A 14515-nucleotide genomic window follows, 5' to 3' on the forward strand; every position below is an offset into this window, starting at 1 on the left:
GCACACCATGACCAACGCGTCGCTCGACCCCCAGCGCCGTATCGCGAACCGCCTGAAGCGCGCTCGCGGCCAGCTGAATGCCGTGATCGAAGCCGTGGAATCGGGCGCGGACTGCCGAACGGTCGTGACTCAGCTCTCGGCCGTCTCGTCCGCGCTCGATCGCGCAGGCTTCGCCATCATCTCCAGCGCGATGAAGGACTGCGTCGCCGAGCAGGAATCGACCGAGCCCTCCGGCGACGCGCCCGATCAGCCGCTCACGCTCGACGAGCTGGAGAAGCTGTTCCTCTCCCTCGCCTGACGCCTCCCGGCGCCCCGTCACCATCGGTCGGATTCAATACCCCGGGTGTATTTTGACAATACCCCTGGGGTATTGTTACAGTGGCGGCATGATCTCCAAGCAGTACGTCATCATCGGCGGCGTCGCCGGCGGAATGTCCGCCGCGACCCGGCTGCGCAGGCTCGATGAGCACGCGCAGATCACCGTCCTCGAGCGCGGCGGCCACGTCTCGTTCGCCAACTGCGGCCTTCCGTACTACCTGGGCGGAGTCATCGAGGAGCGCTCGAGTCTCCTGCTCCAAACGCCCCGTTCGCTCGCCGACCGGTTCGGGCTCGACGTGCGCGTCAGGACCGAGGCGGTCGCGATCGATCGCGCGGCGCGAACCGTGACGGCACGCGACCTCACGAGCGGGCAGGAGCAGGTGCTGCGCTATGACGCGCTCGTGCTCTCGCCCGGATCGACGCCGGTTCGGCCGCCGATGGAGGGCGGAGAGCGCATGCTCACCCTGTGGAACATCGACGACGTCGACGCCGCGATGAGCGCGCTCGAGGTGAAGCCCCGCACCGCGCTCGTCATCGGTGCCGGTTTCATCGGCCTCGAGATGGTCGAGAACCTCATGCACCGCGGACTCGACGTCACGCTCGTCGAACTCGCCGACCAGGTGCTGCCGACGATCGACCCGGAGATGGCGGGTCCCGTCGCCCAGCACCTCATCGACGCGGGCGTCGATGTGCGCCTCGGCACGAAGGTCGTCGAACTCGGCGACGACACCGCCGTGCTCGACGACGGTTCCGTGATCCCGGCCGAGTTCGTGCTCGGCTCGGTCGGGGTGCGGCCGGAGACCTCGCTCGCCGTGGCGGCTGGACTGGAGCTCGGCGCTCGAGGCGGCATCCGCGTCGACGAGCGCCTGCAGACGAGCGACCCGAACATCTGGGCCATCGGCGACGCCGTCGAGAAGACCGACGCGATCACCGGCGAGCCCCGGATCGTCGCCCTCGCCGGCCTCGCGAACCGCCACGGGCGACTCGCGGCCGACGCCATCGCGGGCCGGGAGGTCCGCGTTCGCGACGCGCTCGGCACGGCCGTGGTCGGGGTCATGGGCCTCACCGTGGCCACGACCGGGTGGAACGAGAAGCTCCTGCGGGCGCGCGGGCGGGACCTCCGGGTCATCCACACGCACCCGGCGTCGCACACCGGCTACTACCCCGGCGCCGAGCCGATGTCGCTGAAGCTGATCGTCGACGCGGAGACGGACGCGATCCTCGGCGCCCAGGGCGTCGGCGGCGATGGCGTCGACAAGCGCATCGACGTCATCGCGACCGCCATGACCGCCGGACTGACCGCCGCCGACCTCGCCGACCTCGAGCTCGCCTACGCGCCCCAGTACTCGTCGGCGAAGGACCCGGTGAACATGCTCGGCTACGTCGCCCTGAACGCGGCCGATGGGCTCACTCCGTCGATCCAGTGGCACGAGGTCGATGCGGCCGTGGCCGCCGGGGCGATCGTGCTCGACATCCGCACCCCGGGCGAGGTCGCCGACGGCGCCATCCCCGGCTCGGTGCGCATCCCGCTCGACGAGTTGCGCGACCGCCTCGACGAGCTTCCCGGCGGCCGGCTCATCGTGCATTGCAAGGTGGGCCAGCGCGGCCACACCGCCGTGCGCCTGCTCGCCCAGCACGGCCGCGACGCCGTCAACCTCGACGGCGGCTACCTCACCTGGAAGGCCGGCAATGACGCGCCCGGTCGCGTACTGGAGGCCGCCGCCTGACCGGCGGACCCGATCTCCGTCATTCCACCGATCACCGACAACCACCCCTGAGGAGGACCACCCATGTGCAGCCCTGCGACCTGCGACACCTGCGGCAAGACGACCTGGGCCGGCTGCGGCCAGCACGTCGCCGATGTGAAGGCCCACGTGCCTGTCGAGCAATGGTGCGACGGCGACCACCGTCGCTGAAACCCGTCCGTTCATACGACCCGAGAACCCCGAGGAATTCACCATGTGCCGAACCGTCACCTGCCGCAAGTGCGGAAAGACGACCTGGGCCGGCTGCGGCCAGCACGTCGATCAAGTCATGCGCGGCGTCCCGCGCGCGCAGCGCTGCGCCGGGCACGAGCACGAGCCGTCGCAGGGCTTCTTCGCCCGTCTCTTCGGCCGCTGACGCTCTTCGACGTCGAACCGAGGGTCACGAAGGCCGCTGCCCGGCGTCCTGCAATCGGCCCGCTCGGATGTCGCGCCGCGCCAGGTGCAGGGCTTCGCTCGCGAGGTAGGCGACATGCTGCGCCATCGCGATCACGTGCGCTCGGTGGTCTTCGTCCGTCAGGGTGATCGGCGCAGTCGAACTGCCGAGGTAGTGGCCGAGATCGATCCGAACGCGCTCGGACTGGGCCAGCTGCGCCAACGCCTCGGGGCCGACCCAGCCCGGGTGACCGGCGACGGTGTCACGCACCAGGTCGAGCTGCTTGTCGGCGTCGTAGATGACGTGGCGTACGTGCTCGGGCGGGGGGACCGGGTGCGTCGCACGCTCGCGAACGGCCGCAATCGCGGCATCCAATGCCTCGTTCGCCGCGCGCAGCCGGTCGAGGCGGGCGATCGGGTCGGTGTTCACGCCGACCTCCGGAAGGTCGGCGAGGGCGGCCCGGAGCTCGGCGATCGCGTTGGCGACGCCGCGCGACTGCGGCTCCTTCAGCGCGGCGGCGAGGCCACGGCGGGACTCGTCGACGAGCGCTGCCAGCTTGGACTCCGCGTGCAACGCCTCGACCTCGTAGGTCTCGACCGCATCGAGCGCGGCCGCGGCCCGGCGCACCGCCTCGGTGGATGCCTCGAGCGCGAGATTCGCCTGCTCCCGCTGCCCGGCCGCACGCCGCCGCTCCGCCACGCGCGCAGTGTGCTCGGCGAAGTCGAGCAGCCGTTCCGCCTCAGCGGGATTGGCCGCCACTTCGGCGAGCGCCTCGCCCGAGTAGCGGGCGGCCAACTGCTCGAGGATGTCGCGGGCCTGCGGGATCCGCGAGCGGATGCGTGCAGCATCGGCTCGGACGCCGGCGATGACCTCGGGTGCCCGCCGCGCCAGCGCGAGCCGACGCGCGAGCGTGGAGGACTGCTCGTCGAGCGCGCTCACTGCTGACGTGCACAGTTCGATGATGCGAGCGTCGCGGGCACGCACCTCGTCGGGGGTGCCGCGCACCACGTCGCGATTGGCCCGGTTCACTCGGAACGCCTCGCTCAGGAGTCCTCGACCCGAAGCGATCGCCTGGCTCAATCCATCGGTCGAGTCGGATCCCAGTTCGGCCTCCGCGAACGCGAGTTCGTCGATGGCGACCCGGATGCGCTCATCACAGGCGAACAGGGCCGATCCAGCCCGCTTCGCCAAGTCTGCGTCGTGGACCTCGAGTTCGTGCGCATCGCGTCTGCGCCTGACCCCGAACCAGGCCATGCTCCATCATAAGATCGCGACTCAGGGCCCGCCATCGTGCGTCGCGAGCCGCCGGCGCGGCGGCGCGGCGGCGCCGACCCCGGCAGGATCGTAGCGGTGCACTCCGCTCGGGAGGAGAATGGAACGAGTCGGCCGCGCCCGCGTGTCTCGCCGCCGCCCGCGGCCATGCCCCGATCACGGAGGCCGTGATGTCGACCACACCGCCTGAGCACGAAGTACCCGCGCCGGACCTCGAACAGACCGAGCAGCCCGCCCCGCCGCGGGCCGCCCTGCCGCAGCCCGCCCCGCCTCCTGCGCGGCCGAACATCCATGTCTCGGCACTCATCGTGTGGCTCACGATATTTCCGCTCGTCGCCATCGTCGGCATGCTGTCGGAACCGTTCACGAGGGGCTGGCATCCCGTGCTGCGGGCCTTCGTACTCACGCTCATCGTCGTGCCGATCGCGGCCTACTGGGTCATGCCGATGATGTTCAAGGGGTATGCCGCGCTCGAACGGCGGCGCGCGGCGCGGCACGCGGCGAAGCGCGTGCCCTAGGCGCGCGGCGCCGCCCGCGTCGGTGCCGCTTACAGGAGAGGAACCCGCCGCTCGAGCTCGTCGAGCACGTAGACCTGCGTCGCCGTCGCCCGGTAGAGACGGAAGGGTGCCGTGCCGGTGACGTCGTCACGAGTCCAGCTGCGGAGGCCCTGCGCCACCGACCGGGTGTCGAACACGGCGAGCGCGGCATCGAGCTCGTCGTCGGGCAGCTCGCCGGCGACACCCTCGGCGTAGACGGCGATCGCACTGCCGACGGCGACCGTCGAGTCGAAGATCGCGAGCGCGACCTCGGGACGAGCGGCGATGTTCTGGGAGTGTCGCGTCGCGAAGCGGGACACCCAGACGAACTCGCGCAGCTCGTGCTCGGCGAACCAGACGGGCGTCGCCCACGGGTTGCCCGAAGCATCGGCGGTCGCGAGGGTCATGTACGTGTTGGCGTCGACGACGCGGCGGGCGGCTTCAGCAGGTGATGCGTTCACGTCTGAGGGCATGTTCATGGGTATCAGCTCTTGGGTGATGCCGTAAGAGGGTGTGCGCGGGTCCGTGGTCTCGATACGCTCCTTCGTCGCTGCTCGACCGACGAGAGGCCGACGGGGAGGTCTCGATACGGCGCTGCGCGGCTAATCGACCGACGAGCGTCAGGCGAACGCCGGATCGGGCTCGGCCGAGGCATCCACCGTGTCGAGGTCGGCCGGCTCTGCGGCATCCAGGGGGTTCGCGAGCTCGTCGCGGCGCATGCGGGCCGCGACGATCGCGACGACGCCGATCACGAGCGGGGCGATGCCGGCGATGAGGAACACGACGGGCAGTCCGACGAGCTCGCCCGCGGGCCCGGCGATCGCCATCGACACCGGCATGAACGCGAGCGAGACGAAGAAGTCGAGGCTCGAGACGCGTCCGAGCATCTCGGGCGGGACCCGGCGCTGCAGCAGCGTGCCCCAGATGACGACGCCGCCGTTGAACGCGGCGCCGACGGCGAACGCGGCGAGTGCCATCACCCACGGCTGGTCGGTCAGGCCGAACACGAGCAGCGGCAGGCAGCCGAGCCCCCACAAGAGGTTCATGACGGTCAGGTACCGGCGCGGCAGCCGCAGGGATGCCACGACCATCGACCCGACCGCGCCGCCGATGCCGAACGCGGCCAGCACGAGCGCGTGGCCCTCGGGGCCGGCGCCCGCGACATCCTTGATGACGAACGGCACGAGCACCTCGAACGGCCCCATGATGATGAGGATGAGCAGCGACGCGAACGCCAGGGTGCCGAGCAGCCACGGCGTGCGCACCATGTAGGCGAATCCGTCGCGCACGTCGACGAGCAGGGCGACGGCCGGATGCCTCGTTCCGCTCGCTCGCTCGCCACGCAGCGGCTGGTCGGGAACCCGCTTGAGGCACACCGCTGCGACCACGCCCGTGAGCGCTGCGACCGCGAGCGCCGCACCCGGCGACGAGACCGCGATGAGCGCGCTCGCGAGCGCCGGGCCGCCGGCCTGCATGAGCACCGGGCGCGCCATGCCCTCGAAGCCGTTGGCGGCGAGCAGTTCGTCTTCAGGCACGACGCTCGGCAGCAGCGCCGAGTACGCCGGGTAGTAGAGGCCCGCCATCACACCGCCGACGAAGGCGACGGCGACGAGGTGCCAGACATCGAGGGTTCCGGCGAGCGCGAGCAGGGCGACCGCCCCGACGCTCGCGGCGCGCACGACCTCGACCGTGATGAGGATGCGCCGCTGCGGAATGCGATCGGCGAGCGCGCCGCCGAGCAGCGTGGTCAGCAGCATCCCGACCGCTGACGCACCGGCGACGAACGACAGCTCGGCCGCCCCGCCGCCGATGGCGACGATCTGCCAGACGAGGGCGACCATCCAGATGCCCGCGCCGATCATCGATGCGACGAGCGCGGCGGCGAGCCACCGGTAGGCGGGGTTCCGCAGGGGGCGGAGGGCCCGAGGTGCAGTCATGATCGTGCTCCTTGCCGAGAGTTCGGATGCTTCGTGAAGCAGGCGCTTCTACTCATGCGTCGAACGGGCAGGGTCGAGATCGACATCCGTCGGTCGAGGGGGCGCGCAGCGCCGTATCGAGACCACGCCGACCTGCTCAGGGCGGGCCTCGATACGCTCCTTCGTCGCTCCTCGACCGGCGCGGTCGCGCGTTTCCGGACGGCGCTCCGCGCGTCCTCAACTCATCGAGATGACGACCTGCGGCGCCGGGCGATCAGGACGAACAGGAGGCCACCGCCGAGGAGCACGGCTCCGAGGGCGATCGGCACGCCGATCGCGAAGCCCGTGCTGGCGAGCGGGTCGTCGTCGCTCGTGGCCGGCGGCGGGTTCTCGCCCGACGGCGGGTTCCCAGTCGGGGGGTCGCCGGGCCGGGGAGTCGACGTGACCGTGCCGAGGTAGTGCGACCAGTCCTCATCGGTCACGACCGCACCGGCCACCGGGCCGCCGTCGACGTCAGTGGTCTCCGGGCCGGTGCCGACCACGGTGCCGAGGTTCGCGTACTGGCCGATGACGGCGGTGCCGGTGGCGACGCACGTGAACGACGCACCCGGCTCGAGCGGCCCGGCGACGACGTTGCTCCCGGTGCCGTCGCAGTCGATGCCCGAGGCATCCACCAGGTCATCGGTCACCGCCACGTCGGTGAGCGGCACGTTGCCGGTATTGGTGACGACGTACGTCCACTCCACATCGCCGCCGACGGTGATGCTCGGGCCGGTCGGCTCGTCCGCGTCCTCGCCGTTGGTGGCCTTCTCGATGTCGACGGCCGGGGCGACGCCGAAGTAGTGCGACGGGTCCTCGTCGGTCACCTCCTCACCGGCGACGGTCTCACCGTCGACATCGGTCGTCTCCGGGCCGATGCCCGTCACGGTGCCGAGGTTCTCGTACTGCCCCGGCGTCGCCTCACCCGTCGCGACGCACGTGAACGACGCGCCCGGTGCGAGCGGCCCGTCGACGACGTTGCCACCGGTGCCGTCGCAGTCGATGTCGGCGGCGTCGACCTGGTCGTCGGTCACGGTGACTTGGGTGAGGTCGCTCGTGCCGGTGTTGGTGACCACGTACGTCCAGCGCACGTCGCCGCCCGCGGCGACGAGCGGGCCGGGCGACTCGTCGGCATCCTGGCCGTTCGTCGCCTTCTCGATGTCGACCGCGGGCTCGACGCCGAAGTAGTGCGACGGGTCGTCGTCGGTGACGGTCTCCCCCGCGACGGTCTCGCCGTCGACATCCGTGGTCGCCGGACCGATCCCTGTCACCGAGCCGAGGTTCGCGTACTGCCCGACGACGGCCGTGCCGGTCGCCGTGCACTCGACGGACTCGCCCGGCTCGAGCTCGGCGACGACGTTGCCGTCGCCGCCCTCGCAGGTGATGTCGTCGGCGTCGACCAGGTCGTCGGTCACCGTCACGTCGGTCAGCACGACGTTGCCCGTGTTGGTGACGACGTAGGTCCAGCGCACCTCGCCGAACCGGTTCACGATGGGACCGGTGGGCTCGTCGGCGTCCTGGCCGTTCGTCGCCTTCTCGATGTCGATGGCGGGCTCGACGCCGAAGTAGTGCGACGGGTCGTCGTCGGTCACGGTCTCGCCCGCGACGGGCTCGCCGTCGACGTCGGTCGTCTCCGGGCCGATACCGGTCACGGTGCCGAGGTTCTCGTACTGCCCCACGGTCGCCGTGCCGTTCGCGACGCACGTGAACGTGTCACCGGGAGCCACCGGACCGGCGATGATGTTGCTCCCGGTGCCGTCGCAATCGATGCCCGAGGCATCCACCAGGTCGTCGGTCACCGTCACGTCCGTCAGCGGCACGTTGCCGGTGTTCGTGACGACGTAGGTCCACCGCACCCCGCCCCCGACGGTCACGTTCGGGCCGGTGGCCTCGTCCGCGTCCTGACCGTTGGTGGCCTTCTCGATGTCGACCGCGGGGGCGACGCCGAAGTAGTGCGACGGGTCCTCGTCGGTCACCTCCTCGCCGGCGACGGTCTCACCGTCGACATCGGTCGTCTCCGGGCCGATACCGGTCACGGTGCCGAGGTTCTCGTACTGCCCCGGGGTCGCCTCGCCCGTCGCTACGCACGTGAACGACGCGCCCGGTGCGAGCGGCCCGGCAACGACGTTGCCACCCGTGCCGTCGCAGTCGATGTCGGCCGCGTCCACCTGGTCATCGACGACCGTGACGTCCGTCAGCGGCACGTTGCCGGTGTTGGTGACCACATACGTCCAGCGCACCTCGCCGCCTGCGGCCACGACCGGGCCGGTGACCTCGTCCGCGTCCTGGCCGTTGGTCGCCTTCTCGATGTCGACCGCGGGCTCGACGCCGAAGTAGTGCGACGGGTCCTCATCGGTGACGGTCGGCCCGGCCACCGCGTTGCCGTCGACATCAGTCGTCTCCGGGCCGGTGCCCGTCACCGTGCCGAGGTTCGCGTACTGCCCGGGGCTCGCCTCACCCGACGCGACACAGGTGAACCTCTCGTCAGGGCCCAGCGGACCGGGCACGACGTTCGAACCGGTGCCGTCGCAGTCGATGTCGGCCGCGTCGACCTGGTCGTCGACGACCGTGACGTCCGTCAACGGCACGTTGCCCGTGTTCGTGACCACGTACGTCCAGCGCACCTCGCCGCCGACCGTCACGAGCGGCCCCGTCGGCTCGTCGGCGTCCTCACCATTGGTCGACTTCTCGATGTCGACCGCCGGCGTCGCACCGAAGTAGTGCGACGGGTCATCGTCGGCGACCGGGGTACTGGTGGGGTCCAAGGCGGTGACGGAACCCAGGTTCTCGTACTGCCCCTCGGTCGCGGTGCCCTCAGCGACGCACGTGAACGACCCACCGGGCGCAAGCGGCCCGACGACGATGTTCGAGCCGGTGCCGCCGCAGTCGATCGCCGCGGCATCCACCCGGTCATCGGTGACGGTCACGTCCGCAAGATCCACCCCGCCCGTGTTCGTCACCACATAGGTCCACCGCACCACACCGCCCACCGCCACGTTCGGCCCCGTCGGCTGATCGGCATCCTGCCCGTTCGTCGACTTCTCGATATCGACCTCGGGCTCGGGCATCACAGCCAGATCGATCGTGAAGTTGCTGAACTCGTCGGGGATGAGGGGGTTGGTGAGACCCGCGACGTCGTCGCCGAGCGCCCCGTTCGCACCGGTCAGGAACCCGCGGGTGTCACGCACGTACGAGAGCGTGACCGGCGAGCTGCTGAGGCCCGTGGCTGCGGGATCGGCGGCGGCGGTGTTGTTGTTGTCGCCGCGCTCGTTCACGGCGTTGGCGGCGCTCGACCCGGCCGTGCGCACGACGGTGCCGGCGAGTGGGCCGCCCGGAGCGAACATCGAAGCCGGGATGTGCACCGTGTACGTGCCGGCCGGGACGGCCTCGGAGACCCAGCGGCCCGTCGCGTCGGTGACCTCGGTCGAGACGATCTCGCCGTCGGCGTCGAGGACCTGCACCGTCACGCCGGGAATGCCCTGCTCGCCGTCGTCGAAGCGCCCGTCGCCGTTCTCGTCGAGCCACACGAGGTCGCCGACCGTGAATCCGGGCATGACGACGTACGGCTCGTTCGACAGCAGCGGCTGGTTCGGGAACGTGCCCGAGTAGATCTCGGCGCGGTTCACGTAGACGTTGTCGAGCTCGTTGCTCGTCGACACCATGGGAATCAGCGCGCGTACGCGCGTGCCGGTGCCGAGTGCGGTGCTCGAGACGAAACGCACTGCGGTCACATCGCCGATGTCGGCGATCTCGGCCGCGGTCTGCCACAGCCCGCCCGGTGCCGCGGGGTCGGCGTTCGCGGGGTTGCGCGGGTCGTGGTTGATGGTCGACGGGTTGGCGGTCGAGTAGTACCAGGTGCCGGGCACGTTGCCCGTGCCGCCGCGGACATAGGTCGGCGCGGCGAGCGGGTCCGTCAGCTGCGAGAGGCCCTGGTAGTCGGACGCGTACTGGCCGCGCGCCGAGCCGGCGGCCGGATCGGCGTCGCCGTTCCAGGGCAGCACGTCGATGAGATCGGTCGGCAGGAAGGAGATGACCGTCGAGGTGTTCGCCCAGTCCAGCGACCAGGTGTAGGTCTCGCCGTTCGCCACGAGCGCCTTGTCGACGTTCTTCACGAGCCCCAGCTGGCCCGACCCGGTCGCCGTGGTGGTCGCGGTCGCCGTCGGGGAGTTCTCGGAGTTGTCCGCCAGCGCCCGCACCTGGTTCACATATGTGTCGCCGGGCTGCGCCACCGTCTCGAGCGTGGCGCACAACTGCAGCGCGGTCGCCCCCGTGCGGATCCAGTAGTTGGCGGCCGTGGCCGTGACATCGCCGAGGATGAACGTGACCTCGCGGGTCGCCGCGTTGTAGCTCACGGTGACGCCCGCCGGAAGCCGGGATCGGGTGCACGTCGAGTTGTACGTGAGCCCCAGCGGAACGGTGTCGACGAGACGGATGTTCTCCATCACCGCGCCGACCTCGGCGTTGTTGAGACCCACGCTGAGGTTCCAGATCGCGTCCTGCCCGGGCAGGTAGGTCGCCTGGCCGACCGACTTCGCGACGATGAGCTGCATGCCCTGGTAGCGGACCTCCTTCTGCATCGTGGCCCACTGGTCACCGCGGGGACCCGCCGACCAGCCGCCGACGTTCGAGAGCCGGACGCCGGTGAGCAGCGGCTTGCCGGCATCGGGCCCGCCGTTGTACACGCCGCGCGCCTTGAGCATGGTGCGCAGCGTGAGGGCGAACGCGGCGTGCTGGACGTAGTCGGTGTCGATGGGGCGCATGCGCACCATGTTCACCTTGTTGCGCCAGTCGGACCCGAACTGCGCCGGGTCGGTCACCCAGGGGCCGTCGTACTCGCGACAGTCCGTCGCGTCAGCCACGAGCGACGTCCGGTCGACCGGGTACAGCCCGCCCGATGCGGGGCCGGCCTGCGTGTCGACCGCGTTCGACCCGACGGCGTACTCGATCACGTAGTCGCTCTGGGTGATGCCCGACGAGGTCGACCACCCGAGGCGATCGAGCTGGAACACCGACACGTCGAACGCGTCGCACACCGTGGGATTGTCGACCGGGAATCCGAGGGTGTCGGGCGCACCCGGCGCCTGCACGCCGTTGGGCGGACCGGTCGTGGCGCCGAGGAGGACGCGGTCGGCGCCGAGTTCGACGATCGACTGCACCTTCGTTCCCGCGGCGACCGTCGCGTTGTCGGCCCACTGGTTGCCCGCCTCGGTCGCGTACGACTTGCGACCGCTGAGCGGCAGGTTCGCGGTGAGCTGCCGCGAGACGTCACGCCACGCGAGTGACCCGTTCGCCTCGATCTGCGGCCATGCACCCGTGTTGTTCAGCAGCACCCCCTGCGGGATGTCCTCTCCCGCGTTGGGCCCGCCGTTGTACTGCCAGCGCGACTGCAGCGGCAGGTACAGCCCGAGGGTGAAGGGGCCGACCTCGACATGGCCGGCGTTCACCGGCCTGGCCCGCACCATGTTGACCTCGTCGCGCCAGTCGGCTCCGAAGGTGGCGGCGGGGTCGGTGGTCCAGGGGCCCGGGTAGTCACGACAGGCCCGGGCATCGGTCACGTTCGCCGTGTTGTCGAGCCCGTTGCCGACCCCGGTCTGCGTATCGACGTCATTGGTGCCGACCGCGTACTCGATGACGTAGTCGTTGCGATCGAAGTTCGGGTTGGTCGGGTTCGCCTGCAGGTGCGGGTTCGGGTCGGCGCCGGTGACCGGGGTGAGCGGGTTGCCCGACACGCGCCACACCGACACGTCGAACACGTCGCACACCGTCGGGTCGGTCAGCGAGATGCGGTTGGTGCTCGCCGTCGTCCAGACGTGCGAGTTCACGACGTCGCCGAGCGAGAACTGGTTCCAAGCGGTCAACCCGCCGGCGAGCGATTCGTACTGCTTGTCGCCGCGCAGGGTGCCGCAGTCGCTGACGGTGCTGCGCACGTTGAACGTGCGGGTGACGACGTTGTTGCCGGTCGCGGTCGTGCCGTCCCACCCGGGCTCGAGTCCGGTGTTGTTGATGAGCCAGCCGCCGGCCGTCCAGCCGTCGGTGTCGGTCGCCTCGTTGCGCACCGAGATGGTGTCGTTCACGTTCGCACGGCACGGATCGGGGATGGTCGGGGTCGGGACGAAGAAGAACGCCTGCCACGTGTTGGTCTTGGTGTTGTTGCCGTTCGCGTTCGGCGTGAAACTCATGTCCCAGCCGTCCGCGGGCTGCACCCCGGTCTCGCATGTCGGCGTGCCCGTGTTGAAGTTTCCGGAGTGGCCCAGGCAGCCCGTGAGCACGGCACCCGGGTACTGCGGCATCACGTCCTTGAACGCGATCCGGTCGATGTTGCTGCTGAGGATGTTGCCGTTGGACTCGCTGACCGTGAACTGGTACGCCACGTTGAAGCCGGGCACCGCGGGGGTGGCGGGGTTGTTGTCGAGGTCCCGTTCCTGGAACGACGGATTCCCCGTGTTGGTCTTCGACAGGTCCCACCGGGGCTCGGTGATGTTGAACTGGCGCGCCACGACGTTGTCGCCGCTCGCGGTCGTGCCGTCCCAGCCGGGCTCGTACCCCGGCCCGACACTGCCCGGAGGATCGTTGAGCTGTCCGCCGATCATGTGCCAGCCGTTGGTGTCCCGGATCTGGTTCTCCCACGAGACCGTTCCCGCCGGCGGCGTGTCGCCCGGCTGCCAGTCGGGGTCGACAGACCGGTATGCGTCGGCGGTGGGTACGAACACGCCGACGAGGATGCGGGTGTTCTCCTGCCGCGAGGTCGACGGCTTCGACGCCGTCATGTTCCATCCGGTCGTCCCGGCCGCCTGGTTGAGCGGGCAGGTGACGCTCCAGTCGGATACCGCGACGTCGTTGCCCGGAATCCTCGGCGAGCAGCTGAAGAGCACGGCGTTCGGGAACTTCGTCATCCGGTCGGTGAACGAGATCGGCCACTGCAGGTCGGATCCACCGATCGCACCCATGACGTTGATGAGATCGATCCAGTAGTAGTGGTCGAACCCGGGGGTGGCGACGCCGTTGACGGTGCGCGTGGCCCGGATCGGCCCGTTCTGCAGGAACTTCTTCGCCTCCCACTGCGCCGTGCCGGTCACCTGGACGACAGGGCCCGAGACCGTGTTCGACGGCGCCGCGTCATCCTGCCCCGCATAGGCGGACGCCGTGACCGACGCGAAGCCCGGGATCGGCGTGTCGTCGGCGAACCGGTACGCGAGCTGCACCGTGCCGACGTTCGACGACATCGACCCCAGGTTGCAGACCACGGTGATCGAGCCGTTCGCGTTCGTCGTCGCCGACGACGGCGGGTTCGCCCCGTTCACCGCCGCGAGGCATCCCGCAGGCAGCCCGTTGGTGCCGGGGCCGGCCAGCTGGAGCCGGGAGTCCGCGACATCGCTCGGGTCGTCGGGGTTCGAGACCGGGTCGATCGTCATCTCGATGACGACGTTCGGCACGCTGACCCCGGTGGGGAGGCCCGTCAGCGACACCGAGTAGTTCTGCAGCACCGTGTCGCCGACGCGCACGATGCAGTTGCCGGGTCCCGTGTCCAGTCCGGGGCCGTCCGTGGCGTCCCACGGGGGCGTGCCGGTCGTCGCGTACGTCTCGCAGGAGTTCGGAATCTGCAGCCGTTCGGTCTGCAGGGTCGCCAGCGGCTGCAGCCCCGCGTCCAGATTGGTCGCCTGCGTCGCGCCCGCGATCGTGATCGGACCGGTGATGCCGCGCTCGGGACTGCCCACCGCCGGCACGCCCGCACGGGTGAACACGTTCTGCCCCTGCGCGGTGGCGGGAAAGACGAACGGCCCCGGCGCGGTCGCCCGCACGTAGTAGCTCCCGTCGGCGACGTTCGCGAAACTGTACCTGCCGTTCGCGCCGGTGGTCGTCGTGCTGACCACGGGGCCGGTCGGCGACGACAGCAGCTCGACGGCGACCCCCGGTTTCACGGCCTCGTCGGGGGTTCGCACGCCGTCGCGATTCACGTCCGCCCACGCCAGCCCGCCCACGAGGCTGCCCGGGCCCGCGAACGCCGGCTGCGGTGCGACCAGCACCATCGCCAGCAGGCTGACGGACGTGATGAGCACCACGACCGGGCGAGGCCAGGAAGCCACCCACCGCTTCGTGCGCCGCGTGTCGACCGATGACATTCGGAACCCCCTCCGAGATGACGTTCGGATCCCCCTCCGAACCTTCGCACGGGCTTCGCGGGAAGCACCGGGCGCTCGTTCGCCGATCCTGCCGGTGGACGCCGCTCGCGACATCACGCGGTCTAGGTGAAAGACCGGCACGACCCCCGGCGAGGGGCCCTGGACGGGAGCCACT

At 70.4% G+C, this 14515-nt stretch carries 8 protein-coding genes; 4 read left to right on the forward strand and 4 right to left on the reverse strand.

The window, feature by feature from the left end:
* Positions 1–7: 7 nt before the first annotated feature.
* The 3 genes from ACFWGP_RS07480 (at position 8) to ACFWGP_RS07490 (ending at position 2439) form a co-directional block, all read left to right on the forward strand.
* A complete protein-coding gene (locus tag ACFWGP_RS07480; RefSeq protein WP_231429891.1) occupies positions 8–298 on the forward strand; it encodes a metal-sensitive transcriptional regulator in 291 nt (96 codons plus the stop codon).
* 88 nt (positions 299–386) lie between these two features.
* Positions 387–2045 carry an FAD-dependent oxidoreductase gene (locus ACFWGP_RS07485; RefSeq protein ID WP_376930548.1) on the forward strand — a complete coding sequence of 553 codons (1659 nt, stop codon included), beginning with the start codon at positions 387–389 and terminating at the stop codon, positions 2043–2045.
* A 232-nt stretch (positions 2046–2277) separates the two neighbouring features.
* Positions 2278–2439, forward strand: a complete 162-nt coding sequence (locus tag ACFWGP_RS07490; RefSeq protein ID WP_231429889.1) for a hypothetical protein — start codon at positions 2278–2280, stop codon at positions 2437–2439.
* A 24-nt stretch (positions 2440–2463) separates the two neighbouring features.
* Here ACFWGP_RS07490 and ACFWGP_RS07495 read toward each other — a convergent pair whose 3' ends face one another.
* The gene (locus ACFWGP_RS07495) at positions 2464–3648 is read right to left on the reverse strand and encodes a hypothetical protein (RefSeq protein WP_376930549.1); all 1185 of its coding nucleotides are present in this window, start codon (positions 3646–3648) and stop codon (positions 2464–2466) included.
* A gap of 251 nt (positions 3649–3899) precedes the next feature.
* On the opposite strand from ACFWGP_RS07495, the gene ACFWGP_RS07500 reads away from it, so the two are divergent.
* Positions 3900–4247 (forward strand): hypothetical protein, encoded by a 348-nt coding sequence (locus tag ACFWGP_RS07500; RefSeq protein WP_376930550.1) that lies wholly within the window; start codon positions 3900–3902, stop codon positions 4245–4247.
* A 29-nt stretch (positions 4248–4276) separates the two neighbouring features.
* Here ACFWGP_RS07500 and ACFWGP_RS07505 read toward each other — a convergent pair whose 3' ends face one another.
* The 3 genes from ACFWGP_RS07505 to ACFWGP_RS07515 all read right to left on the reverse strand — a co-directional run bounded on the left by ACFWGP_RS07505 (position 4277) and on the right by ACFWGP_RS07515 (position 14304).
* Positions 4277–4744 carry a pyridoxamine 5'-phosphate oxidase family protein gene (locus ACFWGP_RS07505; RefSeq protein ID WP_376930551.1) on the reverse strand — a complete coding sequence of 156 codons (468 nt, stop codon included), beginning with the start codon at positions 4742–4744 and terminating at the stop codon, positions 4277–4279.
* Between the two features lie 141 nt (positions 4745–4885).
* On the reverse strand, positions 4886–6202 hold the full coding sequence (locus ACFWGP_RS07510; protein ID WP_376930552.1) for an MFS transporter: 1317 nt from the start codon (positions 6200–6202) through the stop codon (positions 4886–4888).
* 221 nt (positions 6203–6423) lie between these two features.
* A complete protein-coding gene (locus ACFWGP_RS07515) occupies positions 6424–14304 on the reverse strand; it encodes an SdrD B-like domain-containing protein (protein WP_376930553.1) in 7881 nt (2626 codons plus the stop codon).
* Positions 14305–14515 lie beyond the last annotated feature (211 nt).

It is taken from the genome of Agromyces sp. NPDC127015, from assembly GCF_042725165.1.
Taxonomy (GTDB): domain Bacteria; phylum Actinomycetota; class Actinomycetes; order Actinomycetales; family Microbacteriaceae; genus Agromyces; species Agromyces chromiiresistens.